We start from the raw sequence: 22,473 nt of genomic DNA, 5'->3' as shown, positions 1-22,473 counted from the left end.
GACAAAAGGATGGGTCGTTTGCGAGCGCGGGCGTCCGCTCACACCCTGTTCCGGCGGCCGACGTTTATCCCTGTCCGGGCCGAATTGGTCACAATGAGCCTTTTCAACGATCTCGGTCGAAAAGTCGAGGAGCTGAAACAGGAGGTCGGAAACGCGACCGACGACGAAGCCACCCACCGGTGTATCGAGTGTGATACGCTCCTCTACACAGACCACGACGAGTGTCCCGAATGTGGGAGCACGTCGGTCATACCCCTGTCTGACTAGCAACAGCGAGGAACCCGGCCGGAGTCGCGTCGCTCACCGTGTCGGGCCGTCACGACCCAGGTCTTCGAGCAGGGCGTCGTAGCTCCGTCCGAACACCGCCTGTTTTCTGAGCGAGGTTATCGCGACCTGGAAAACGGGGACGGCGAACTGCCCGGCCGGTCCGCCGACGACGACGGCCGCTTCGTGGTCCGTTTCATCGCTCCATTCGCCGTCGAGTTGCCGAACGAGTACCTCGCCGAAGTAGCCGCCGAGTTCCCGCACGACACTGGTGAACGCGCGGTCGTCGAACGACGCGTCGCTCCCGAACGTCGTTTCGGCAAAGCGCTCGTCGTCCCACTCCGCGTCAACCAGATCGTCGAGGCGTGACAGCGAGGTCGGCGAGAAATCGAGGTCGTGTTCGCCCCAGAAGTCGGCGAACTCGACAGCGGTATCGGCGTGCTCCGCGCGGACCGTGCCGGGGTCCCACGAGCGGGCCGTCGAGCCAGCGGTCGGGTCGCTGTCAGTGGAAGCGGACAGTTCACTCTCGTCGGTGGCCGCTGTCGCAGCCGTCTCGTCAGTGGTCACGTCCTGTGACGGTGCATTACCAGTGGCACCAGACGCCTCGACATCCTCGGCAGGGGCCGATGTGTCACTGTCATCAAACAGTTCCCTAGCGTCGGATTCTGCACCGGCTGCCGGCTCGTCATCGACCGCCTCGGCATCAGCTGTGTCTGCAAGTGGCTCGTCGACCGCGGTTTCGGAACCCGGCGCGTCTGGAGCGGCGTCTGCCGACGCATCCGGCGAGCTATCGGGGGCCGGTTCGTCGTCCATCGATTCATCGACCTCCTCGGCGTCGGCCGTGTCCGTCGCTGCTTCGTCGGCGGATGTGTCAGTTGCTGCCCCCGTGGGCGTGTTGTCGCCGGTTCCGTCTTCGTCGCGGGAGTCGGCAGCCGAGTCTTCGGCCGGAGTCTCGGCCGCTGGCGCATCGTTCGAAGGGTCCGCTGTGGCACTGTCGACCGTTGGCTCCGCCTCGTCGATGTAGGTGGCCGCTTCGTCGGCCGTGATCGTATTATCGCCCGCCATCTCTTCATCAGCCGTGACCGTATCATCGCCCGTCGTCTTGCCAGCAGCAGTCGTGTCGGCAGTCGATCCATCCGCAGAGGCGTCGAGCGGTGGCTCCGTCACCGGTGTTTCAGCCGTTGGTTGATCAGCAGCGATGTCATCCGCCGGCTGCTCGACGGCGGTGTCGGTGGTCGACCCCGTGTCGGTTGAGTCGATAGTCGGTTCCTCTTCGGTGGTTTCAGCGGCCGGCGGCTCGCTGTCGGCATCATCTGACGCTGGATCGATCGTATCGAGATCTGCGTTCCCGCCAATGTCGGCAGTCGAGCCGTCAGCTTCGTTGTCCGGTGAAGCCTCGTGCTCTGGCTCGTCAGCAACCTCACTGACGACAGGCGTGGGGTCAGTGTCGTCCGACCGGTCGCCCGTTTCCGACTCGGATTCGATCCGCCGGACGATTCGGGTCGGCCCCGTCTCGATAGCCTGGGACGAATCGGAACCAGCGGTGTTACCGGCAGTTGCCTCACTTCGCTTATCTGTCGCCGCCGGTTCGGGAGACGCGCCGCGCTCGTCAGTCTGTCCGTCGTCGACGCGGCGGACGATCCGTGTCGGTTCGGAGACGACACTGTCGGCATCGGTTTCGTCCGCATCCGCCGCTCCTTCGTCGACGTCGGTGCCTTGTGCAGTATCGAGCGCCAGTTCGGATTCCAGTCGCATCACGACAGCCGCGAACACCGGCTCGTCGCCGAACGAGCGGGCGGCCACGTCGAACACCGCGACCGCCACCTCGTCGTCCGGCCCGGCAACGGCGACGCCCCATCGACCGTCGGACTGGACCCACTCGCCGTCGTAGGCTCGCACGAGGAGTTCACCGAGATAGCTCCCGAACCGAACCGTGTTCTCAGTGTAGGTCGTCACACTCGCGTCATCACCCGCGGTTCTGCCGTCGTAGCTCTCCTCGATGGCCGTATCGAGGCGCGCGAGCGCGTCGGGGTCGAACGTCAGCGGGTCCGCGCCGCCGACGACGTGCTCGGCGTACTCCCGGAACGTCGTCGGATCGAGCGTCGCCGTGTCCAAGAGTCCCGGCCCATCATCGGACGGCGGGTCGCCCCCGGCCGCCTGCTCGTCCCCGTCGGTCGACGAGTCATCGCCACCGACGGCGCGACGGATCGTATCGAACAGGCCCATGGACACCGGAAGTACGTGCCGCTACAAGAATGTACGCCGAAAGGATACTCGGCCGACAGGTCTGCGGGGCGAAAGCGACTCAGTGCTCGTCGCGCAGTTCCATGTCGGCGACGATCTCGTAGGGGTGCTGTCCCTTGCGGATGCCGTCGAGCAACTGGAACGCCTCGTCGGGCGCGAGGAAGTGCCGCGTCACGGCCCGGCCGAGCGGCGTCGGCGAGAGGCCGTCGATGAACTCGTATTCGAGCAGTTTCCCCAGCGCGTGCTTCGTCGGCACCTCGCCGACCATCCGGTCGTTGAGCCGCTTGGCCTGCTTGCCGGCGACGGTGACGTTCGCCAGCGTCTCCTCGACGGCCGCGCCCTCGTCGTAGCGGGTGATAACCGGCTCCATCTCGCCTTTCAGGAGCTTGAACGCCACCTCGTCCTCGGTCATCTCCATGCTGTTGTGGTACGAACAGTCAGGCTCGACCAGCATGTAGACGGTGCCCTTGTCGTGGTAGTCCGGGCGGCCGGCCCGGCCGAGCATCTGGCTGAACTCCTGGACAGTGAGCCACTCGATACCCATCGCCAGCGAGTCGAAGATGACCTGCGAGGCGGGGAAGTCGACCCCAGCAGCCAGCGCCGCAGTCGTCACGACCGCCGCGAGGTCCTGATCGGCGAACTGCCGCTCGACCCGCTGGCGCTTCCGGTTGTCCAGCCCGGCGTGATACGGCGCAGAACTGTACTCCAGTTTGCGTGAAATCTGGTGACAGCGCCGCCGGGAGTTCGTGAAGATGATTGTCTGACCGCGGTACCCCTTGCTGGATTTGTTGTCGAACGCCCGCTTGACCAGCTTCTTTTCGGTCTCGATCTTCTCGCGGCCGTCGGCGAACGTGACGTGGCGCTCGATTGGGACTGGTCGCTCCTCGAACTCGATGAGCGTCGCCCGGAGCTGGTCGGCCAACTGCCCGGGGTTGCCGACCGTCGCCGAAAGGTAGATCCACTGCGTGTCGCCGCTGTCGGGTGCGCCACCGGACTCGCAGTAGTATTTGAGTCTGGAAATCAGTCCGTCGAGCCGGTGGCCCCTCTCGTCCTCGCCGAGCGTGTGGACCTCGTCGATGACGACTGTGCCGACAGTGCCGAGATCCTTGCCGGTCCGGAGCGCGTGGTCGATCCCCTCATAGGTCCCGACGATGACATCAGCCTCAGGATCGAAGCGGCCGCCCTCGTCGGCGATGCGGCTCGCACCCACGCGCAGTGACACGTCGACCATGTCGCCGTAGCGGTCCTGAAACTGCTCGTATTTCTGGTTCGCGAGCGCGACCAGCGGGACGAGAAACAGCATCGTCCCCTTGTTGTTCAGGACACGGTCGATGCCGGCCATCTCGCCGATGAGCGTCTTCCCCGTCGCCGTCGCGCTCACGACCAACTGGTCGCGGCCCTCTGTGGCCCCGTGCTCGACGGCGAGGCTCTGGACCGGCAGCAGTGTATCGAACCGCGATTCGAGGTGCTGTTGCATCCCGGGATGGAGGTCAAGCGAGTCGACGCGGACGGGGTCGACTTCATCGACGGTCGCCGAGATCTCGTCGAACTTCGTCAGGTCCGGGTCCAGCTGGCCCGACAGAAGGTTCGTCACCCGATCGAGGTCCTGCACTTCCAGCAGCAGTTCTTCGAGGCGGTCACGGGCGTCGCCGCTGATACTTCCTTTGAATGCGAGTTCCCTATCAAGCTGCTGGCGAGCACACTCGGGACAGATGGTCTCGTCGTCGGTCTCGATGGCTGTCTCACTGGTAATCGGCGAGTAGCGCCCGTCGGAGGCACACAACCGACAGGTCCGGACAACCTTAGCCTCGATCTGGTACGCGTCGAGCATCTCGCGGATGCGCTCGCGCGCAAGCGGGGCGGTCTGCTCTGAAATTCGAATGCGGGCCGCACGGCGGGCGAGGTCAACGAACTGGTCGGGCGAGCGAAGCTCCTCGCTGGTCCCGTCCTTGACGCGGAGCCGACGCGGGCGGGGGCCGGCGTCGGTCTCCTTGAGTTCGAGGATGCCGTGGAAGAGCCGCTCGCCGTCCCGGTGGGCGGCGACGCGGAACTCCTCGCCGTGTTCGTGGAGGAACAGCGTCTCTACCTGTGCGGCCTGCTGTGACACAATTGTTTAGTGGCGACTGCGCTACTTGAGCGGTTCGGACTTGTTTCGAGGGAGCGTACCAGTGATTTCAGAATGTTGGCGACTATTGCATCAGTCCGCCGCAGTTGTGCCGGACTCTGCTCGCACACACTGTGTACGGTTCGTCGCCACCGAGCATCTTTTGAGCGGCGCGCTATCGAATTACTAGTTGGATTTAGTCTCCCAAATTTTATCTTCCAAGTTCTAAAATGAATGAAATTTTTATTTCCGTAAGTCTAAGTAACTGTATTCTTCAATCGTGTATAGATGGAAAAATACGACAATGAAAGCATGATTCCGCATGAACAACGTGGTCGGAAGAAGCCGGCGTATCGGTGGCATATGTATCACACACTGATTGTGTGGGTCGTAGCGCCAGTAGCCGGACTTATCGTAAAGCTGGGTGGACTGAAACTGCCCGTCCTCAGAGAAGTGACAGTTATTTTCTTGCTGGCTGTCTCGTTTGCGGCGCTCCTGACCGCCATCGGTTCAATAAAGGCGTTCTACGACGATGCTCAGTCGCTGAAAGGAGCCAACGCATACTATCAGCCGCTATGGCCGCTATGGGTCATCGGGTCGGTTATTATTAGCACTGTGTTCACCGCGCCGCTGTACTTGATTCTGCGCCGCGTCCGAATGGGGCCAGCCGACTATTCTCAGACATATCTGACCAGGGTCTTTGAAGGGTAATTGATCGAATTCGGTTATTTTCTTACAAGACGTTCACCGGGACGTATGCTTGTAGAGCAAGTGCCCCATTAGCGATGTATCTGACCTCAGGTGCCTTACGGCGCTAAGATGCGACGCCACTACTACGAATTAGCCTTGTAGCGTAATTTCGTCATCGCCGGTGGGAACCGCACAGAGGAAGGCACTCGGTTCATCGCCGTCGTTACGGTACCAGTGGACAGCACCGGCGGGTATATGGAGGCTGTCGCCCGCCTCGACGTCGTACTCCTCGCCCTCGATGCCGATGGTGTACCGGCCAGCAAGGACGTACTGCTCGTGTTCGATTTCGTTGGTATGTTTCGGGACGTTGCCACCGGGGGCGAGCGTGAAGCGACGGATGGCAAGATTACCGCCGCCCTGCTCCTCGCCGATGAGAACGCCTTTTTCCAGCCCGTCGGCTGCGTCGACAGCCTCGTACTCGATGTCGTCCGCACGGCGAATCAGTGGGTCACTCATGAGTGGCCCATCGCGGCCAGACCGCAAAGGCGTGCCGGCGGCGGTGACTGCGACAGTCCCGCCAAGGGGGCTTAAGACCGTCCCGCGTCAACTCCTCGATATGCGCCGGTTTCGTATCGGAAGCGCGTTCGGAATCCCGATCCAGTTGGACCTGACGTTTCTCCTCGTGCTACCGCTGTTCGCCTGGATTATCGGGACACAGATCGAACAGACGACGGAGCTGTTGAACGGGACGTTGAACGCCGGGCTGGATGCGGCTGTCCTGACTGACGGCGCGCTCGTCTGGGTGCTCGGCATCGGTGCGGCCGTCGGCTTGTTCACCGGCGTCGTCCTCCACGAACTCGGCCACTCCCTGGTGGCTATTCGCTATGGCTTTCCTATCGACTCCATCACACTCTGGCTGTTCGGTGGCATCGCCCAGCTTAGCGAGATGCCCGAAGACTGGAAACAGGAGCTGGTCATCGCCATCGCCGGCCCCATCGTCAGTATCGCCGTCGGCGGTGTCTGTTTTGTCGCGTTCCAGATTCTCCCGAGCGGCGCGGCGACGCCGATCGAATCGGCCCGGTTCATCCTCGGCTATCTCGCACTGATGAACATCGCGCTGGCGGCGTTCAACATGCTCCCGGGGTTCCCGATGGACGGCGGCCGCGTCCTGCGTGCGCTGCTCGCCCGCCGGCGGTCCTACGCCCGAGCGACGACACTCGCCGCCGAGGTTGGGAAAGTGTTCGCCGTCTTCCTCGGCCTTTTCGGCATCTTCGTCCTCGGGAATATATTCCTCGCCGGGCTGGCATTCTTCATCTACATCGGCGCGGCGGGCGAGTCCCGCCAGACCTCAATGCGGGCCGCGTTCGAGGGCGTCACCGTCGCGGACGTGATGACGCCGGCGGACCACGTAACGACGGTCCCCGAAGACATGTCTGTCCGTGAGCTCATCCAGACGATGTTCAAGGAGCGCCACACCGGCTATCCGGTCGAGCGCGGCGGGGAGGTCGTCGGCCTCGTGACGCTCGAAGACGCCCGCGCCGTTCAAGAGGTCGAGCGCGATGCCTACACCGTCGGCGACGTGATGACGACGGAGATCATCACGATCAGCCCGGACACCGACGTGATGGACGCGCTGACTTCACTTCAGCAGAACTCCGTCGGTCGCTTGCTCGTCACTGACGAGGACGACGCCTTCGAGGGGCTGCTCACCCGGACAGATATCATGACGGCGCTCTCGATTATCAAGTCCAGTGGCGACTTTACCCCCATCGGCGAGACGGAAACCGAAACCGTCCGACCCGAATCCAGAATAGAGCGCTGAATCACTCCTCGGCCAGATACGACATCGCAGCCTCGTCGGAGACCTGCTCGAACTGCTCGTAGTACTGGCCGACGGCGCGGAACTCCGACGGAACCTCCAGACAGACCACCTCGTCGACCAGCGCTTCGAGGTCCGACATCGCCCGTGGCGAGGCGACTGGCACCGCGAGCACGAGCCGTTCGGGGTCGGCCTGTCGGATCTGCCCAATGCAGGCCCGCGCCGTCGCGCCCGTCGCCACGCCGTCGTCGACGAGGCACACCCGCTTGCCCGTAAGCGACGGCGATGACTCCGGGTCACGGTAACGCTGGGCTTTCTGCTTGGCGGCGTCGGCCATCTCCGCTTGCGTGCTCGCAACGTAGTCACGAGGAATCTCTCGTCGATCAATGACATCCCTGTTGAGCCACACGGTCCCATCGGCGGCGACAGCGCCGATAGCGTACTCCGGGTTGTTCGGTGCACCGATCTTCTTTGCGACCGCTACGTCCAGCGGCACACCGAGTGCGTCAGCGACTGGACGCCCCACCGGCAGTCCACCACGTGGAATTGCGAGGACGATGTCGGCTTCGATGTCCCGCTCGCGCAACGCCTCTCCCAGCCGTTTCCCGGCCGCCTGCCTGTTCTCGAACGTCGAGGAGCGGTTGCGCCTCATACTAGTTAGTTCGCTGTCGGGATGCAAATATTTCCGCATTCTGGAAGCTTCGGGGTAGTCAAACGAGCCAGCACCAGCGAAGCCCTGCGTTACTCCTCAGACAGCGCCGCGGCAACCGCTTCGAGTTCCCCCTTCCGGAAGGGCTGCTCCGCGTCCGCCGGGTCGTCGTCCTCCCGTTCCCCGATCTTCCAGAGGATCCCCGCCCGCATCTGCGGCTTTGACGGCAGCCGATCCGTGTCGATGTCGTATCCGACGGCCTCGCAGATCGCCGCCAGCGCTTCCTTGGTAAAAGCAGTCGAGACCGGGCGTTCGTACCGGCCGACAGCCTCGCGAATCTCGTTCCGCAGTTCGTCGACAGTCGGTGACATACGCATACTGGCGGCGGGACTTGTTGTGTAAATTCCGGTCCGACTACACCGTCACACCACCGACAGCAGACGTGTCCCGCCGCCGGATGCCAGCCCGCCAGTGCAATTCGGCCCGCGAGAGGTGACCGAACTCTGACCGACGGTGACAGCCCGGACACAGCGAGACGACGTTGTCCAGCGTATGCGCATCCCGAACAGCAAGCGCCGGCATCGCGGCAAACAACCGGACCGGCACGATGTGGTGTACGTCCGGGTTCCGGCCCAGTTCGTCTGCATCAGTGCCACAGAGCACGCAGGCGTGGTCGTCCCGCTCCAGCGCCTGCTTGCGGACTGCCCGCCATCCCGATCCGTAGTCGCCGACGCCACCGCCGCGCCAGTTCGGATGGCCGTCGCCGGTGAACGTCTCCGAGAGCCACTCGGCATGGCAGTCGCGGCTACAGAGGACGACTTCACCGGTCACGCCACTCGGATATCGCTTAACTGGGCTGTCACAGACAGAACAATCAAATCTGAGCATTCCACCATTCCAGTTCGGATTGGCCGCACCGGAGAAAGAGACTGCAGCGTCGCGACACTCGTCAGAGCAGTACCGTTTCTCGTATTCAGAGTGAAACTGGTCCGAGCAGTGGTCACACTCTCTGTTTGGCAGGCGCTCGCCGTGAGCGCTGCTGTGGTGAACGCCGAGACCGCGTTTAGAATCGAACGTCCGGTTACAGGAGGGGCAGTCGTGACTTGCCATCAGAAAGTGCTACAGCCTTACATATTATAGATAAATGGAGATTGGAATAGTAGTGAAAGCGTCGAAATTAGCGGGTAGAAGGCCTAAGTCCGGGCGCGGGAATTGAACCCGCCTCTTAGCCACCACAAGGCTAAAGGATGCCACTACCCCAGCCCGGACACGCTTGCTGAAGCAATCATAGATATTCCGCTGGAACAGAAATACGTTACGAATCTGGAAACCAATGGGTCGTGAGAGCGCGTGACAGCGGTGGTATATCGGATGCTGTCCAGTCCATCGGCCGCTTCGGGATGTTTTTACACTGCCGACGCGTACAGATAAGCACGCGTGGCCATCACGGACAAGATCTACGTCAAGAACCACCAGCAACTCGCCTCCCAGTTAGAGACGAGTTTCCCGAAAGGGGCGTTCAAGGGCGCAACGTTGGACATCCTCTTTCAGGGCGAGGGACTGGCAAAGCTCGACGAAGCCTCCAGAGAGCGAGTCCTCGATTTCGCAGAAGATTTTCTGGACTGTGACTGTAAGGCCAACCCCCACTGTGGCTGTGCCGAACGGAAGTTCATCTCGTACCTGCTGGAACTGCGCGAGCAAGGGATGGGGCCCGACGCCGTCGTGGACGTGATGAGCGACGACTACATGCTGTATGCGTATCCGGGCGACGTCCTGTCCTTCCTCGATAACTCCGTCAGAACATTAGAAGCCGTAGAAACCCTGGCCGACGTCGATGGGCGCGACGACGTGGCCGAAGACGTACAGCAGAAACGCCAGCGATTACTCTAGGTCGTCGAAACTGCCGATACGATAGGAGGCGTCTTCCTCTTCGCCCTGGTCGAGGTCTTCGAGATGAATGACCTCGTCCTGATCCATCTCGTCAAGTTGCTGGCGGAGCTTGGTGACGTAGCGCTTGTGTTCTTCCAGTTGTTCGCGGAGGTGCTCAGCTTCGAGTTCGAGCCGTTCGTGTTCACGGACGAAGCTCTTCGGGACTTCGACCTTCGGCGGGAAGCTCTCAGTGCTGGTCTCGGTCGCGTCGTCCTCGAACTCGTGTTCCGGCGCGACCTTCACCTGGCCGTCGTGGGAAACGAGCGTGTCGACGTAATCACGGAAAACTGCGGACAGCGAGATATCGCGCTCCTCGGCGATTTCGCGGAGGGTTTCGAATTTGTCCTCGCTGACGCGAAAGGAGATAGTCTTGTTTTTGTTGCCCATAGTTACGTACTATTTTAGCAGCAACGTATTTAATCGTTTGTCAGACGCTACCGGACCAGTTCCTCGATGGCCGTCGCTGGCAGCAGTCGAACCGCTGTGATTTAACAGTCGGCCGACCGCGATTCCGGCAGAGATGGCGACAGACATCGACGCAACTGGCCACCACTTCGGTATCATCGTTAGCGATCTGGACCGTGCCGTCGAGTTCTACCGCGACGTGCTCGGACTCGACGTATTGACTCGCTTTTCGGTCGGTGACGAGGCGTTCGGAACCGCCGTCGACGTCGAGGGGGCCAGCGCCGAACTGGTCCACCTCGATGCCGGTAACGTCCGTCTGGAACTGGCGACATACGAGCCGGAGGGCGAGGCAATGCCCGATCCCGATCTCAATCGGCCGGGAGCAACCCATCCCGGGCTGGAGGTCGACGACCTCGACGCCGTCGCCGACCGACTGCCCGACGATGTCGAGACGCTCAGCGGCCCTCAGACGACCGAGAGCGGGACGACGATCATGTTCGTCGTCGATCCTGAGGGGAACCGCATCGAGCTACTGGAGCCGTAGCGACGGAAACGTCACCACCAGCAAAAAGTCGGAGACAGCGCCGGAGTCAGTCGGGGACAGGGCCGGATTCAGTCAGCGCTGGCTTCGGCCTGCTCGTCCTGCAGGCTCTCCAGCGCGCCGACGACCGACTGCCGGTAGTTCTCGATCGATAGCTGTTCGTATTCCTCGTCGGCCATCGCGATGTACTCGTCGGTGGCCGGGTCCTCCAAGTCGGCTTCCTTGTACCGCTTGACCCGGTCGAGCGTTCGCTCGGCCGTCTCGACGACCCAGCGGTCCCGGGTCGCCTCGTCGACCTCCGAGATGGACTCGGGGCGGATCGAGACGTTCACCTCGCCCTCATCGGTCTCGTAGGTGCGTGGCTTGCCGACGACGGCGACGTAGGCCGGCGGTTCCAGTTCGCGCAGCATCGACGCCGCGTCGGGCTGGTACTGCCCGGCGTACATGAAGAACGTGTCGCCGTTGGGGTCGACGACCCGGCCCTGCCAGTACTCGCTGTCCTCACCGACATCCTCGGTCTCGGTGAGGGTGCCGACTAGGAACACGCGGTTAGCGCGCTGGCCGGTCGGCAGGAGGACGTACACCGGCGCGCGGTCGTCGTCGGATTCCTTGAACGTGTAGCTCGCGTCGTTGAACTCGCGTGCGAAGACGCGCCGTGCGACCTCGCGGGTGGGTGTACTCGCCATTTAGATCGACCTCGCTTTGATGAGAATCTCGTCTGCATCCACGGCCCCGGTCAGTCGCTCCTGCTCGTCGGCGAGCAAGTAGCGGCCAAACGTCGGGCCTTGGACGCGGTAGTACCGGCCGAGGATTTTCTGTCGCATCTCGTCGGCGACAACGGTGGTATCAAGCGCATCCATCGCCATCTCCTTCGCTTCTTCGAGGGTGATACCGGTCAGTTCCTCGGTCGCGTCCTCGTCGAAGATGACCTCGGTGACCTCCTCGCCGTCGTCGAGGACGCCCTTGATTCGGAGGTCGAACTCGCCTTCGACCTCGCCGTGTTCGTTGCAGCGGCCGTTCTGGAGGACGCGCGTGCAGTCGTCCTCCGGACAGCGCTTGATGAGTCCGGAGCCCGACTGGATGTCGACCAGTGCGCCCTCGGCCTCGACGCTGTCGTCGCCGACCTCGATTTCCTCGTCGAGTTCCTCGATGGTGGTCGTTCGGTTGAGCTTCACGGAGAAGCGACCCTGATACTCGTCGGTGACGACGTTACGCAGGGCGTAGGACTTGCCTTCTTCGAGCGACGGAAGGTCGGATTTCGACCACTTCGTGAACTTGATCGTGCCCGTCTCGTCACCCAGTAGGCCGACCTGGGCCACGGCGTCGGCGCGTGGCTCCCAGAGTTCGACGACCGTCGCGCGGACATCGACCCACTCCTCGGGGGCGTCGACATCGGCGACGTTTACCTGCTCGTTGCCGCCTCCGTCGCCGCCACCTAGCTGGTCGCGGTCCATACCGGCCTCGTCGAGGTACGTGTTGACGACGCTCCGCCGGGCCTCGCTGATGGGGACCTGATAATCGTTCACCAGCGTATCGAGACGTTCGACAACGTCGTCGACGTCTATCTCTAGCTGGTCGGAAAACTGCTCATGTATTTCTGTCGCGTGGGTACGCAAATCTGACTCAGTCATTGGCTTTCACTGTCTCCGCCTGGTTTTCGTTGGGAGACAGTCGACGGTTGGTCGCCTTTGGTTATAAATACTCGGCTGGCAGAGAAAGTGAAACAGAGCGTGTTGTCGTCGTTTCAGAGCAGGCAGCGCGCGTTCAAGCGAGTTACGCGAGAAGATTGATTTGTGGCCGGGCACAACGGTCAGTATGGCCGACGACGACCGACTCGCACGGTTCATCCGGGATACCTTGCGGTCGGCCGAGCAGCAACTCTCCGACGCGAAGAAGGCCTACAAGAACGGCAAGCGGTCGGCAGAAGCGGGCCTGCCCAGAGACGAGGAAGGGCGGGCCCGTATCGTCTGTCGCCGCCACGCCGAGTACCGCGCGGTGGCGATGGACGAGCAGCGGCGGCCAGTCTGTTACGACGCGGAGAACCCGGACTGTCAGGGCTGTGTCGAAGATATCAGAGGCGGTACGATAGAGACGTGGTAAGTGGCTGACGGCAGTGGGCCGACCGGTCCTTGCCTCGGTCGCAGTACAACACTTTAGCACCGTCCGAGTGAAGCCCGGGTATGGAGCGACCAATCGTCGCACTCGTCCTGGCCGGGGGCACCGGCACGCGTCTGTATCCGGCGAGTCGGAGCGACCGGCCCAAACAGTTTCTCTCCTTCGGAGAAGACGAGTCACTACTCGCCGAGACTGTCAGTCGGGTCGGGTTCGCCGATGAGACCTACGTGCTGACCCGGGAGTCGTTCGCCGACGGGGTTCGGGAGCGTGTCCCGAATGCGGCAGTGTTGACCGAACCGGAACCGAAGGACACTGGGCCGGCGCTGGCGTACGCGGCCCACCGCATCCGCGAGCAGGTCGGCGACTGTGTGTTGCTGTGTCTACCGAGCGACCACCGGATTTCCGGGCCGTTCGAGACGGTCGCACGGACGGCCGCGCGAGTCGCAGTGGAAACGGAGGGGGTCGTCACTGTCGGCATCGAACCGGACCGGCCGGCGACCGGCTACGGCTACATCAAGCCCGGGCCGTCCGAGAACGGCTTTGCGCCGGTCGAGACGTTCCACGAGAAACCCGACCAGGAGACCGCGACGGAGTACGTCCGGGACGGGTTCTACTGGAACGCCGGCCTGTTCGCGTGGACGCCGACTGCTCTCCTGTCTGCCGCGGCGTCGTCACCGCTTGCACCCATGGTCGAGCGTCTCGACGATGGAGACCACGGCGACGCCTTTGCCGCTGTTGACCCGGTGAGCATCGATTACGCTGTGCTCGAAGACGCCGAGAACGCCTTCGTCGTTCCGGCGGCGCTGGACTGGGACGACCTGGGGTCGTGGGATGCCTTCGAGCGCGTCCTCGACAGCCAGGACGGAAACGCGGTGCTGGGCGACGCGGTTACCATCGACGCCGACGGGAACGTGCTGGCGAGCGACGGCCACGTCAGCGTCGTCGGCGTCGAAGACCTCGTCGTGGCATCGTTCGACGACCGGACACTCGTGGTCCCGAAAGACGAGGCCCAGCGGGTCCGAGAAGTGGTCGCAGAGTTGCGGGACGACGGGCAGTTCTGAACGAACCGCTGGCCGGGGCCGTTAGCTCCGCATCGCCCCACCATCGACGGGCAAGGCAGTCCCAGTGACGTAGGAGGAGCGGGCCGAGGAGAGGAACGCCACCACGTCGCCGAGTTCCTCCGGCTGGCCGACACGCTGTAGCGGGGCGTCGGCCCAGGATTCGATTCCCTCCTCGTAGGAGTCGTACTCGCCACGCTCGACGGCCGCTTCGACGAGTTCCTCGATGCGTGGCGTCTCGTGGGCACCGGGGAGGACCGCGTTCACGCGGACTTCCGGCGCAAACTCGCTAGCCTGCGTCTTCATCAGACCGATAACGGCACGGCGGACGGCGTTCGAGAGCACCAGATCGTCGATGACCTCCCGAACGGAGCGAGAGGTGATGTTGACGATCGTGCCAGCCTCGGAGTCCCGGAGGTATGGGTACGCAGTCCGAGTGGTCCAGACGACGCTCATCACGAGCAGGTCGTAGGCGCTGTACCACTCTCGCTCGGTCGTCTCCATGAACGGTCCGGGAGCCGGACCGCCGGCGCTGGTGACGACGTGGTCGAGGCCGCCGAAGCTGTCGACGGTCTCCTCGACGAGTGCCTCGATCTGGTCGGGATCGGTGATGTCAGCCTCGACAGCCAGTACGTCGCCGTCGCCGATCGATTCGAGCCGGTCCCGTGCCTCGTCGACGTGTTCCGGCGTCCGGCCACAGACCGCTACGTTGGCACCGTCCGCAGCGAGGGCTTCGGCGCTTGCAAGTCCAAGTCCGCTCGTCGCGGCGGTACACAGCGCTGCGTTCCCATCGAGTTCGAGGTCCATATCCACAGGAAGGACCGACTGGCTCAAAGAAGTCCCGCTCGCAAACTGTCCAACCGTTATAGGCTGTTCTAGCTGCCCCAGAAGTTGTCCCGACTCCCGAGACGCCGGTCGTCATCGTCAGCATCGTCGTCCGTCTCGTCGGTGTCGCCATCGTTCGCTTCGCTCTCGGACTCAGAGAGGTCCTCGTCCATCTCCAGTCGCTCGACCTCCTCAGCCCGGGCGTGGTTCGAGTGGACGTTCGTCACCTTGACCAGCGAGCGGGCCGGCGGGAGGACGCCGTCGACCATGATGATGAAGCCGTCCTCGGTCCGACCGACACCGGCACCGCTCTCGTGGATGTCCTCGACGTCGACAGTGACTTCCTCGCCCATTTTGACCGGCTGGCTCTTGAGTTCCGAGATCGGCTGGTTGTAGTGATTGCACCACTCGGCGCCGCCACGGTTGCCGTAGTGGGTACAGCCCATCCCCTGAATTCGTTCGGTGAATTCGGGACAGTCGTCTGCGAGCGGACAATCGGCCATATCAGGGGATAACGTGGCCGCTGGCAAAACGCTTGCGACCCCGTTTCCGAGGCATACAGCCTGTTATTACGTTTGAGATTTTCACCGGCACACACTTTACCGCCACTCGCTGGGTGTCGCGTAGCATTCGGCAGCACCCAGAGCTATGAGAACACAGATGTCGGCAGGACTGGTTTGCCTCCTTCTGGTTTGTACGTCTCCGGTCGCCCTCGGTGTCGAATCGGGGCCACCAGCACAGGGCAGTGTCGACCGCGACAGGTCGATTGCTGTTCAGTACACACTCGACAGAGAGCCGAACCAGACCGGTCGGGTGCGGGTGACCGCGACGATCGAGCGACCACGGCACGTCACTGGACTGTCGGTACGGACGCCGGCGGGGACGACAGTCCACCGAGCCGACGGCCTCCAGTCCGATGGCGATCGCTGGCGTCTCAGCGGTGATGCCAGGACAGCACAGTTGACCTACACTGTGCCGGTCGGGCTCTCGACGACGTTCGGCCAGCGGACCGCTGACACACACAACTGGACGCTGCTTGCCCGACAGGAAGTGTCACTGCGTGCTCGCTGGCGCTGGCACGTCGGGCCGCGGCCCACGTGGAACGAGTCGCTCGCACTCGCGCCCGGGCAAAGCGGTGTCGCCGGTCGTACGGCCGCCTACATCGGTCCCCACGAGACAGAAACCAGAACGATCGATGGCGACCGAATCACGCTCATCGTCCCAGCAGCTTCGGACCTGCGACCCAACCGAACTGCCGTCTTGGACTCTATCAGCCACGCGAAGCGTGCCTCGACCGCCGGAACGGAGCACGATCACATCCGCGTGTTTGTCGCGCCGAATGAACTCGCACCGGGCGGGTACACCCCGTCGAACGGCGCGTCAGATGTCATCGTCAACGCCGGCGAACCCGTCCAGTCCCCGGTCAACGTCTGGGTCCACGAGTACCGCCACACCCGGCAGACGTTCGAGACGACACCGGCGATGGACTGGCTCAGTGAGGGGAGCGCGGACTATCACACCGCGGCGCTCACGTACAGTGCGGGTGGCATCGGTGAAGACCAGTTCCATGAGCGGATTACGACCGAGCGCCACGAAACCGCGGATCTGACACAGCCCGATAGCTGGGACGGGCCAGGCGCGCAGTACCACAAGGGAACGCGTGTCGTCGCAGCCATCGACGCCCGTGTCCGGCAGGCGACGGACGGGAACCAAACGTTCGAAGCGATCCTCGACAGGCTGACCCGGCGAGGCGAACGAATGACACTCAGGCTGTTCGCCGAGACGGTGTCGGCTGTCGCCGGGGACGACCTCGACGCGTTCGTTCGACAGGCTATCACTGGCACCGCGCCGCCAGTCCAGACCGACACACTCAGTGACCGCAACCTGCGGCGAAGCGGCACAGCAGATACGACCGACCGGCGCGCAAACGCCGCACTGTCGGTCGATAGCAGCGCGGCCACAGCGACTAGCGCCGACGACGAGGGCAAGCACGGTACCGCACGGCCCGTCACCGACCGTCACGGGGAGTGGACCGTACTCGGGACGCTCGGCATACTGTCGGTGGTACTGGTCGATCGGCAGCGACGGCGCAAACGGCTGTAGCGCTTCGATAATCGCTTCGCCTGCTTTGAGAGTGCCGCTGACCGAGCATCGTGTCCGAGTGCCAGCGCGGCGTTCTGTGCCGAATATGTTTTTCCACAACTGTCATGCCGGCCGGTTACCTGTCACGCGACAATGGCATCACAGTCCATCTTCGAGCGGATCGGCGGTCGCGACGCGGTCGACGCGGTGGTCTCGGACTTCTACGACCGAGTACTCGACGACCCAGTGCTCGAACCGTACTTCGAAGCGACCGACATGGACCAGCTCCGCAGCCACCAAGCGCAGTTCATCAGTGCCGTCGCCGGCGGGCCGGTCGACTACGACGGCGATGACATGCAGACCGCTCACGAGGGCATGGGAATCACCGAAGACGCGTTCGCCAACGTCGCGACCCATCTCGAAGCCGCGCTCCGGGAAAACGGCGTCCCCGACGACGACGTCGAAGCGATTCTCACTGAGGTCGCTGCCATGGAAGACGACATCGTAGAGGCGTAGCCGGCCGCCGTGAGTCAGACAACCACCCACCGCAGTACCGGAGCCGGGGCTGAAACTGATTATGCAACGAAACGGTGTCGCTATCGCCCCGCCCCAGCAAATTCAAACCATGAAAAATCAGGCAATTCACCCAGATATTCAAAACAGTAGCTGGGTGTGAAAATGTCGTGATTACATGCGTGTTGTCGGAAAACCTGTGCGTGTGAAGGGGACGAAACAGGTACCATCCCCCCAAGTCGGGTTGCCGTGCCTCTGACAGGTCATGCAAGCCGACGCGGTACTGGTAGTCGTCTACCCTTCACTGTAATACTGCAAGGGTGGGTCTCGGAGACGACTGGCTCCATTAGAACAGACAGCAGGTGGTGTTGGCGCTTCTCGTTGCGGTCGGAAATAACGGGCACGGTGGGATTCTCACTCGACAGCGAGACTCGCTACGCTCGTCTCGCGTAGTTCGAATCGCCTGCATGCTGCGATTCAGCACGCTTCACTATCGTTCAGCGGCTTCACGGGCACGGTGGGATTCGAACCCACGACCGTCGGATATCTTCCCCCAGTGGCACAGCCAGCGGGGATAGAAGTCCGACGCTCTATCCGGACTGAGCTACGTGCCCTCGCTGTCGTGTACTTCCGGTGGTGACAAAAGAAGTGCGGAACACGGTCGCCGCTCAACCATCGCGGTCGAGGTCTTCCTCGACATCGTCAGCCGTCGTGATGGCGTTCACGTTGCCGGTCTGAATCGCCGTCAGTCCGTCCAGCTCACAGAGGGCGTCGATTTCGTCCTGTGTGGTCGAGACCAGCAGATCGTCGAACTGGAGGTGGCGCTCGACGGTCGCGCCGGCGGCCTCCGCGGCCGCGGCGACACGCTCGGGGGCAGCATCGTCGGCCGTTTCGAGAACTAGGTCGACGGGCTCACCTTCGATAGGGTCCGCGCGAAGACTCTCGACGGCACGGGAGACGTACATCACTCGGAGGAGGGACCGCCGGGGCCTTGATTGTGCTGTTCGGGGTGGTCGAAGCGGGCCTCCGCGACGGCGAAGGCCAGCGTACTGACCAGACCGAGCAGGGTCCCGCCGGTGAGCATCACCGCGAGGTACTCCAGGTCACGAACCCCGAGGAAGAAGGCGCTGACGGCGTGCAACACGGCGGCAATCGATAGGACATAGAAGGGTGCGTTGAGATATCGCCAGCGGAAGCTGCCGTCGAGGTACTCGTCGGTTACCCGGCCGAGGCTGGAGGTGATGCCGGCGGCAGCGAACCACTGAATCGCGCCCGATACCAGCGACGCGATGACTTCCAGTGCGTCAGGGTCCGTTTGCCGTTCGAGTTCCTGCACACCGCTGACACCGCCGATAGCGAGCAGTGCGGCCGCGACGACGTAGGTGATGATTGTCACGCGCCCGGCGTACAGTCCAGACGTCGTCCGCTCGACCGCTTCGTCAAGTATCTTCTCAGCGCCGAGGCCCCGGGCGAGGATATAGAGGCCGAGCAGGCCGGAGATGACACCCAGCGCGGAGCCGGGGTAGCCCAGTGCTTCGATGGCGATCGTCAGCGGGTAAATCAGCAGGAGGATACCCAGCGGAACCAGTATCGTCCCGCGGGTCTCCGGGTCGTCGAGCACCTGCTTGATCGTGTAGTACATCGATTCGAGGTTCTGGGCCTGCCGGACGACGACGCGGCGGACGCCGTCGATGCGGACCCGAGAGCGGATGACGGGGACCACCGATTCGTCCTGTGCGCCGTCGGTGACGATGAGCGCCCGTACGTCCTCGCTGGCCGCCAGCGATGCGAGAACGGTATCGACCTCCTCGCCGACTGCTCGGTTGGCGGCGACGTCGCTTCCGTCGACACCGGTGACGGCCGCGACTTCGACCGGTTCGTCGGTGATGTCGTCGTAGATGTGGACGCCCTCGAACAGGACGTTCACGTCGGAGTCCTCCGGGTCGTTGGAAGCCAGCGCCACCGCTGCGTCTACGACGGCATCACGCCCGATGACGGGGGTGTCGATGCCGGTCTTGCGGCCGAGATCGTCGTCGAGGTCGATACACAGCACCAGCAGCATCTACCGGCGCTACGCCGTCTGTGTTTAACTTCTTTCGGGACCGTTTACCCTGATTCCGGCAGCGTCCCGCGGGTCCGACGCTCGACGAGCAACAGCGCCGCGAGTCCAAGAATAATGAGCGTGTAGGCTGCGGCAGCGGTGAGCGCGGCCTGTTCGGAGCTGTACTCGCCGGTGCGGAAGATGATGGCTTTCCGAACCATCGCGATGACGCCCGTATAGATGACCAGGCGGACGATGCGGCGCGTCTCGCTTTCCTGCGTGTACGCGACGACGGTTTGGTACACCTCGACAATAATAAAGAGGAGGAGGGCCGTGTCGATGAAGCCGACGACGACCAGCGGGTCGGTGATATCGCCACGAAGCGCGCTCTGGAATATCTGGAGAGTCAGATCGAAGACGCCGATAGCAAAGAGGAGAACCAGTACCAGCGCCGCGATGACCTCGACGTACCGGATGAGCGACTCGCTGACCCCCAGCACCCTGTCGTCGAACGACTCCGCTTCCGGCAGTGGCCCGCCCACGGGGTCGGTCTCCTCGTCATCCATACGCATAGAACGGACGCCAGCCCATTCAAAGCGGTCCCCATCTGGCGTGGCCCGGGTCCGCCGGCCGGGTCTCGTACGCCTCCTGTGTCACGCCCAGTCGGGAGACGAGCCACAGAACCGGGAGCAGCAGTACGCTCCCGACAACGAAGGGCGACCAGTAGCCGACGGCGAAGTACAGCCCGCCCATGACCGGCGGACCGACGGTCCGGGCCAAGCTGCCAGCGCCCTGCGTGATACCGAAGGCGCTCCCCTGGAGAGCGGCGCTGGCTCGTTGGGAGACGAGCGCCGTCAACGTCACCGAGAGGATACCGTTGCCAAGCGGCAGCAGCGTCAACACGAGCAAGAGACCGAGCAGATCAGCGGTGAAGAACGGAGCAAGTCCGGTCAGGTCGGGAAGGGCCGAACCGAGGAGCCGCGAAGCCGGAATGGCACCGACGCCGACGACGAGCAGCCCGGTCCCGAACAGCGAGAGCCGAACCGGGCTGTAGCGGGCCGAGAGCCGGCCGACCAGCACCCCCTGCGTGATGACCGCGAGGACGCCGATGTAGGTCAATAGGAGCGCGCTCTGGGCGGCCGTGTAGCCGTAGATGTCGGCGACGTAGGGGACAAACATCACCTGAACGCCCGAGAAGGCGAAGGAGACGAGGAAGAAGGCCAGAAGCAGTGGTCGGAGGCCGGGTGTCGCCACTGCCGTGCGGAGTTGGGTGATCGACGAGGTACGTTCGGTGGTGGTCGCACCCGCGGACTCAGAGACGGTTCGTGACTCGGGGAGAAAGAGCAGGGCAACGAGCACGCCGGCAAGACTTGCGGCCGCGGCGGCGAAGCTCGGGAGCGAGAACCGGGTAATAGGCACAGCCGCCGGCAACAGCCCATCGACGACTGCGACCGTGGCGTCGAAGCTCAACACCGCGCCGATTCCGGGGCCGAAGATGAAGCCAAGGCCGAAGGCGGCTCCGATGAACCCCAAGGCTGCAGCCCGGCGCTCCGGCGGCGTCACGTCGGCGACGTAGGCCTGAGCCGTCGAGAGGTTCCCGCCCATCGCGCCGGCCAGCAGCCGGGACAGGAACAGGAGCCACAGCGCGTCGGCCAGCCCGAACACCGTCCACGCAACGACGGAGCCACACAGCGACACGACCAGCACCGGACGGCGGCCAACGCGATCCGACAGCGACCCCAGAAGCGGTGCGAACACGAACTGCATCGCAGAGTACGAGGCCGCCAGCAGCCCGATGACGAACTCCGTCCCGCCCGGGAACGAACGGGTGTAATACGGGAGGATGGGGATGATGATACCGAAGCCCAGCAGGTCTAGAAAGACGACGAAGAAGACGACCGCGAGGCCGCGACGGCGGCGGGACCCGGTAATCCCGGTCCCAGTGTCTGTCATACCAGCCCCTGTGTCTGGGACCCCGATAAGCACCCGGGGCGACACGGCCTGCGGTAGCCCGTGTCGCCCAGTCACACGCCGAACGCGATGCGCACGCTTTTTCCCGCTGGGAGCGGTGGCTAGAGACAATGATTTCCGAGGGCTGCGAACAGTGCGCCAAAGGCGGCAAGATGGTGCTGTTCGTCTACGGCTACTGCGATCAGCGAGACTGCTTCTACTGTCCCCTCGGGGAAAACCGCAAGAACGTCACCCAGATGTACGCCAACGAGCGTCCCATCGAGGACGACTCGGACGTTATCGAGGAAGCCAAGCGCATGAGCGCGCTGGGCACCTCAATCACGGGTGGCGAACCCCAGGAAGTCCTCGACCGGACCTGTCACTATTTAGAACTGCTGAAAGACGAGTTCGGCGAGGATCACCACACGCACCTATACACCGGAATCCCCGGCGGCCGCGAGAACATGCGCCGACTCTCGGAAGCCGGCCTCGACGAGATCCGCTTCCACCCGCCGCTGGAGCAGTGGGGCGACCTCCACGGCACCGAGTGGGAGGACATCCTCTATATCGCCCGCGAAGAAGGACTGACGCCGGCCTTCGAGATCCCCGGCATCCGCGCCGAGGAGGAGTTCCTCGAATTCCTCGACGAGGGCGCAGCCGACTTCTGTAACATCAACGAGTTCGAGATGTCCGACGGGAACTACCGCCGGATGCAGGAGGAGGGCTTCGAGCTGAAAGAGGACCACATGAGCGCAGTCGAGGGCTCCCACGACATCCTGGAGACGATGGGCGACCACGAGAAGGTGTACTTCTGTACGAGCGTGTTCAAGGACGCCGCCCAGCACCGCTCGCGGCTCAAGCGGATGGCTCGTAACATCCGCCGCCCGTTCGACGACGTGACCGACGACGGGACGCTCGTCTACGGGAAGGCGTGGACCTCCGAGGCCCGACTCGAAACCCTCGGCGTTCCCGAAGGGTACTACACCGTCAAATCCGACCACGTCGAACTGGCCTGGTGGCTGCTCGAAGAGATGGTCGAGGAGGGCGACGTGGAGAAGGGCGAAATCGTCGAGCAGTACCCGACCTACGACGGGACAGTCGTTGAACGGACACCGCTGTCGAACGGTGCTGACGCCGGCCGAGCGACGGCCGACGACTAGCGCCCCAGTTCGGTTTGTCTTCTCGATTGCCACAATTCGCGGGCCTGTACTGTCCGGCCGTGGCTTTATGTCTCACCTCAGAGA

Annotated in this window: 25 protein-coding genes and 1 tRNA gene; 10 read left to right on the top strand and 16 right to left on the bottom strand. The window is 63.3% G+C overall.

Annotated features, from left to right (window positions below):
- The first annotated feature begins 93 nt into the window (after positions 1-93).
- Positions 94-267 (top strand): glycyl radical enzyme family protein, encoded by a 174-nt coding sequence (locus ACYJ11_RS06795; protein ID WP_005536738.1) that lies wholly within the window; start codon positions 94-96, stop codon positions 265-267.
- Between the two features lie 33 nt (positions 268-300).
- Here the strand turns inward: ACYJ11_RS06795 and ACYJ11_RS06790 are convergent, their stop codons facing one another.
- Positions 301-2,490: a hypothetical protein gene (locus tag ACYJ11_RS06790; RefSeq protein ID WP_461647191.1), complete on the bottom strand. Its 2,190-nt coding sequence runs from the start codon at positions 2,488-2,490 to the stop codon at positions 301-303.
- A gap of 79 nt (positions 2,491-2,569) precedes the next feature.
- A complete protein-coding gene (locus tag ACYJ11_RS06785) occupies positions 2,570-4,615 on the bottom strand; it encodes a DEAD/DEAH box helicase (RefSeq protein WP_461647190.1) in 2,046 nt (681 codons plus the stop codon).
- Positions 4,616-4,900: 285 nt separating this feature from the next.
- Between ACYJ11_RS06785 and ACYJ11_RS06780 the strand changes: the two genes are divergently transcribed.
- Positions 4,901-5,323 (top strand): hypothetical protein, encoded by a 423-nt coding sequence (locus tag ACYJ11_RS06780; RefSeq protein ID WP_461647189.1) that lies wholly within the window; start codon positions 4,901-4,903, stop codon positions 5,321-5,323.
- A 129-nt stretch (positions 5,324-5,452) separates the two neighbouring features.
- On the opposite strand, the gene ACYJ11_RS06775 is transcribed toward ACYJ11_RS06780, so the two are convergent.
- On the bottom strand, positions 5,453-5,818 hold the full coding sequence (locus tag ACYJ11_RS06775; protein ID WP_461647188.1) for a cupin domain-containing protein: 366 nt from the start codon (positions 5,816-5,818) through the stop codon (positions 5,453-5,455).
- 100 nt (positions 5,819-5,918) lie between these two features.
- Between ACYJ11_RS06775 and ACYJ11_RS06770 the strand changes: the two genes are divergently transcribed.
- The gene (locus tag ACYJ11_RS06770; RefSeq protein WP_461647379.1) at positions 5,919-7,124 is read left to right on the top strand and encodes a CBS domain-containing protein; all 1,206 of its coding nucleotides are present in this window, start codon (positions 5,919-5,921) and stop codon (positions 7,122-7,124) included.
- Position 7,125: 1 nt separating this feature from the next.
- Here the strand turns inward: ACYJ11_RS06770 and ACYJ11_RS06765 are convergent, their stop codons facing one another.
- The 3 genes from ACYJ11_RS06765 to ACYJ11_RS06755 all read right to left on the bottom strand — a co-directional run bounded on the left by ACYJ11_RS06765 (position 7,126) and on the right by ACYJ11_RS06755 (position 8,880).
- Positions 7,126-7,773, bottom strand: a complete 648-nt coding sequence (locus tag ACYJ11_RS06765; RefSeq protein WP_461647187.1) for a phosphoribosyltransferase — start codon at positions 7,771-7,773, stop codon at positions 7,126-7,128.
- Positions 7,774-7,862: 89 nt separating this feature from the next.
- On the bottom strand, positions 7,863-8,141 hold the full coding sequence (locus ACYJ11_RS06760; protein ID WP_461647186.1) for a hypothetical protein: 279 nt from the start codon (positions 8,139-8,141) through the stop codon (positions 7,863-7,865).
- A gap of 43 nt (positions 8,142-8,184) precedes the next feature.
- A complete protein-coding gene (locus ACYJ11_RS06755; RefSeq protein WP_461647185.1) occupies positions 8,185-8,880 on the bottom strand; it encodes an HNH endonuclease in 696 nt (231 codons plus the stop codon).
- A 327-nt stretch (positions 8,881-9,207) separates the two neighbouring features.
- Between ACYJ11_RS06755 and ACYJ11_RS06750 the strand changes: the two genes are divergently transcribed.
- Positions 9,208-9,660, top strand: coding sequence for a DUF5814 domain-containing protein (locus ACYJ11_RS06750; protein WP_461647184.1), 453 nt, complete (start codon positions 9,208-9,210; stop codon positions 9,658-9,660).
- Here the strand turns inward: ACYJ11_RS06750 and ACYJ11_RS06745 are convergent.
- Positions 9,652-10,086, bottom strand: a complete 435-nt coding sequence (locus tag ACYJ11_RS06745; protein ID WP_004515935.1) for a CopG family transcriptional regulator — start codon at positions 10,084-10,086, stop codon at positions 9,652-9,654. The two genes, ACYJ11_RS06750 and ACYJ11_RS06745, sit on opposite strands and share 9 nt — an antisense overlap.
- A gap of 133 nt (positions 10,087-10,219) precedes the next feature.
- Here ACYJ11_RS06745 and ACYJ11_RS06740 point away from each other — a divergent pair, with 133 nt between their 5' ends.
- On the top strand, positions 10,220-10,648 hold the full coding sequence (locus ACYJ11_RS06740) for a VOC family protein (RefSeq protein ID WP_461647183.1): 429 nt from the start codon (positions 10,220-10,222) through the stop codon (positions 10,646-10,648).
- Positions 10,649-10,716: 68 nt separating this feature from the next.
- Here ACYJ11_RS06740 and ACYJ11_RS06735 read toward each other — a convergent pair whose 3' ends face one another.
- Entirely contained in the window at positions 10,717-11,331 is a 615-nt protein-coding gene (locus ACYJ11_RS06735) for an RPA family protein (RefSeq protein WP_004590293.1), read from the bottom strand.
- Positions 11,332-12,276: a replication factor A gene (locus ACYJ11_RS06730; protein WP_461647182.1), complete on the bottom strand. Its 945-nt coding sequence runs from the start codon at positions 12,274-12,276 to the stop codon at positions 11,332-11,334.
- 184 nt (positions 12,277-12,460) lie between these two features.
- On the opposite strand from ACYJ11_RS06730, the gene ACYJ11_RS06725 reads away from it, so the two are divergent.
- Complete coding sequence (locus tag ACYJ11_RS06725; protein WP_188975789.1) at positions 12,461-12,745, top strand: DUF7091 family protein; 285 nt, start codon at positions 12,461-12,463, stop codon at positions 12,743-12,745.
- Positions 12,746-12,825: 80 nt separating this feature from the next.
- Positions 12,826-13,821 carry a mannose-1-phosphate guanylyltransferase gene (locus tag ACYJ11_RS06720; protein ID WP_461647181.1) on the top strand — a complete coding sequence of 332 codons (996 nt, stop codon included), beginning with the start codon at positions 12,826-12,828 and terminating at the stop codon, positions 13,819-13,821.
- A 21-nt stretch (positions 13,822-13,842) separates the two neighbouring features.
- On the opposite strand, the gene ACYJ11_RS06715 is transcribed toward ACYJ11_RS06720, so the two are convergent.
- Both ACYJ11_RS06715 and ACYJ11_RS06710 read right to left on the bottom strand, forming a co-directional pair.
- Entirely contained in the window at positions 13,843-14,625 is a 783-nt protein-coding gene (locus tag ACYJ11_RS06715; RefSeq protein ID WP_461647180.1) for an SDR family oxidoreductase, read from the bottom strand.
- 68 nt (positions 14,626-14,693) lie between these two features.
- Complete coding sequence (locus tag ACYJ11_RS06710; RefSeq protein WP_005536760.1) at positions 14,694-15,146, bottom strand: TRAM domain-containing protein; 453 nt, start codon at positions 15,144-15,146, stop codon at positions 14,694-14,696.
- 145 nt (positions 15,147-15,291) lie between these two features.
- Here ACYJ11_RS06710 and ACYJ11_RS06705 point away from each other — a divergent pair, with 145 nt between their 5' ends.
- Positions 15,292-16,746: a M61 metallopeptidase family protein gene (locus tag ACYJ11_RS06705; protein ID WP_461647179.1), complete on the top strand. Its 1,455-nt coding sequence runs from the start codon at positions 15,292-15,294 to the stop codon at positions 16,744-16,746.
- Positions 16,747-16,878: 132 nt separating this feature from the next.
- Entirely contained in the window at positions 16,879-17,241 is a 363-nt protein-coding gene (locus ACYJ11_RS06700) for a group I truncated hemoglobin (protein ID WP_005536762.1), read from the top strand.
- Between the two features lie 506 nt (positions 17,242-17,747).
- Here the strand turns inward: ACYJ11_RS06700 and ACYJ11_RS06695 are convergent.
- The 5 genes from ACYJ11_RS06695 to ACYJ11_RS06675 form a co-directional block, all read right to left on the bottom strand.
- A tRNA-Arg gene (locus ACYJ11_RS06695) sits at positions 17,748-17,852 on the bottom strand.
- A gap of 54 nt (positions 17,853-17,906) precedes the next feature.
- The gene (locus ACYJ11_RS06690) at positions 17,907-18,203 is read right to left on the bottom strand and encodes a hypothetical protein (protein ID WP_188975779.1); all 297 of its coding nucleotides are present in this window, start codon (positions 18,201-18,203) and stop codon (positions 17,907-17,909) included.
- Complete coding sequence (locus ACYJ11_RS06685; RefSeq protein WP_421640686.1) at positions 18,203-19,300, bottom strand: DUF373 family protein; 1,098 nt, start codon at positions 19,298-19,300, stop codon at positions 18,203-18,205. The genes ACYJ11_RS06690 and ACYJ11_RS06685 overlap by 1 nt, the downstream gene beginning before the upstream one ends.
- Positions 19,301-19,344: 44 nt before the next feature.
- Complete coding sequence (locus ACYJ11_RS06680) at positions 19,345-19,845, bottom strand: phosphate-starvation-inducible PsiE family protein (RefSeq protein ID WP_170096571.1); 501 nt, start codon at positions 19,843-19,845, stop codon at positions 19,345-19,347.
- Positions 19,846-19,870: 25 nt separating this feature from the next.
- Positions 19,871-21,232 carry an MFS transporter gene (locus ACYJ11_RS06675; protein WP_461647178.1) on the bottom strand — a complete coding sequence of 454 codons (1,362 nt, stop codon included), beginning with the start codon at positions 21,230-21,232 and terminating at the stop codon, positions 19,871-19,873.
- A 128-nt stretch (positions 21,233-21,360) separates the two neighbouring features.
- On the opposite strand from ACYJ11_RS06675, the gene ACYJ11_RS06670 reads away from it, so the two are divergent.
- The gene (locus tag ACYJ11_RS06670) at positions 21,361-22,389 is read left to right on the top strand and encodes a radical SAM protein (RefSeq protein WP_461647177.1); all 1,029 of its coding nucleotides are present in this window, start codon (positions 21,361-21,363) and stop codon (positions 22,387-22,389) included.
- The last annotated feature ends 84 nt before the right edge of the window (positions 22,390-22,473 follow it).

This window comes from Haloarcula sp. H-GB5 (genome assembly GCF_054850705.1).
Note: the sequence above shows the minus strand (reverse complement) of the source record. Positions and strands in the feature narration are given on the sequence as shown.

Bases quoted from the DNA above. Each gene is read 5' to 3' on its own strand.
- ACYJ11_RS06795 (WP_005536738.1), top strand. From the start codon at position 94: ATGAGCCTTTTCAACGATCTCGGTCGAAAAGTCGAGGAGCTGAAACAG.
- ACYJ11_RS06790 (WP_461647191.1), bottom strand. From the start codon at position 2,490: ATGGGCCTGTTCGATACGATCCGTCGCGCCGTCGGTGGCGATGACTCG.
- ACYJ11_RS06780 (WP_461647189.1), top strand. From the start codon at position 4,901: ATGGAAAAATACGACAATGAAAGCATGATTCCGCATGAACAACGTGGT.
- ACYJ11_RS06775 (WP_461647188.1), bottom strand. From the start codon at position 5,818: ATGAGTGACCCACTGATTCGCCGTGCGGACGACATCGAGTACGAGGCT.
- ACYJ11_RS06770 (WP_461647379.1), top strand. From the start codon at position 5,919: ATGCGCCGGTTTCGTATCGGAAGCGCGTTCGGAATCCCGATCCAGTTG.
- ACYJ11_RS06765 (WP_461647187.1), bottom strand. From the start codon at position 7,773: ATGAGGCGCAACCGCTCCTCGACGTTCGAGAACAGGCAGGCGGCCGGG.
- ACYJ11_RS06760 (WP_461647186.1), bottom strand. From the start codon at position 8,141: ATGTCACCGACTGTCGACGAACTGCGGAACGAGATTCGCGAGGCTGTC.
- ACYJ11_RS06755 (WP_461647185.1), bottom strand. From the start codon at position 8,880: ATGGCAAGTCACGACTGCCCCTCCTGTAACCGGACGTTCGATTCTAAA.
- ACYJ11_RS06745 (WP_004515935.1), bottom strand. From the start codon at position 10,086: ATGGGCAACAAAAACAAGACTATCTCCTTTCGCGTCAGCGAGGACAAA.
- ACYJ11_RS06740 (WP_461647183.1), top strand. From the start codon at position 10,220: ATGGCGACAGACATCGACGCAACTGGCCACCACTTCGGTATCATCGTT.
- ACYJ11_RS06735 (WP_004590293.1), bottom strand. From the start codon at position 11,331: ATGGCGAGTACACCCACCCGCGAGGTCGCACGGCGCGTCTTCGCACGC.
- ACYJ11_RS06730 (WP_461647182.1), bottom strand. From the start codon at position 12,276: ATGACTGAGTCAGATTTGCGTACCCACGCGACAGAAATACATGAGCAG.
- ACYJ11_RS06725 (WP_188975789.1), top strand. From the start codon at position 12,461: ATGGCCGACGACGACCGACTCGCACGGTTCATCCGGGATACCTTGCGG.
- ACYJ11_RS06720 (WP_461647181.1), top strand. From the start codon at position 12,826: ATGGAGCGACCAATCGTCGCACTCGTCCTGGCCGGGGGCACCGGCACG.
- ACYJ11_RS06715 (WP_461647180.1), bottom strand. From the start codon at position 14,625: ATGGACCTCGAACTCGATGGGAACGCAGCGCTGTGTACCGCCGCGACG.
- ACYJ11_RS06710 (WP_005536760.1), bottom strand. From the start codon at position 15,146: ATGGCCGATTGTCCGCTCGCAGACGACTGTCCCGAATTCACCGAACGA.
- ACYJ11_RS06705 (WP_461647179.1), top strand. From the start codon at position 15,292: ATGAGAACACAGATGTCGGCAGGACTGGTTTGCCTCCTTCTGGTTTGT.
- ACYJ11_RS06700 (WP_005536762.1), top strand. From the start codon at position 16,879: ATGGCATCACAGTCCATCTTCGAGCGGATCGGCGGTCGCGACGCGGTC.
- ACYJ11_RS06690 (WP_188975779.1), bottom strand. From the start codon at position 18,203: ATGTACGTCTCCCGTGCCGTCGAGAGTCTTCGCGCGGACCCTATCGAA.
- ACYJ11_RS06685 (WP_421640686.1), bottom strand. From the start codon at position 19,300: ATGCTGCTGGTGCTGTGTATCGACCTCGACGACGATCTCGGCCGCAAG.
- ACYJ11_RS06680 (WP_170096571.1), bottom strand. From the start codon at position 19,845: ATGGATGACGAGGAGACCGACCCCGTGGGCGGGCCACTGCCGGAAGCG.
- ACYJ11_RS06675 (WP_461647178.1), bottom strand. From the start codon at position 21,232: ATGACAGACACTGGGACCGGGATTACCGGGTCCCGCCGCCGTCGCGGC.
- ACYJ11_RS06670 (WP_461647177.1), top strand. From the start codon at position 21,361: ATGATTTCCGAGGGCTGCGAACAGTGCGCCAAAGGCGGCAAGATGGTG.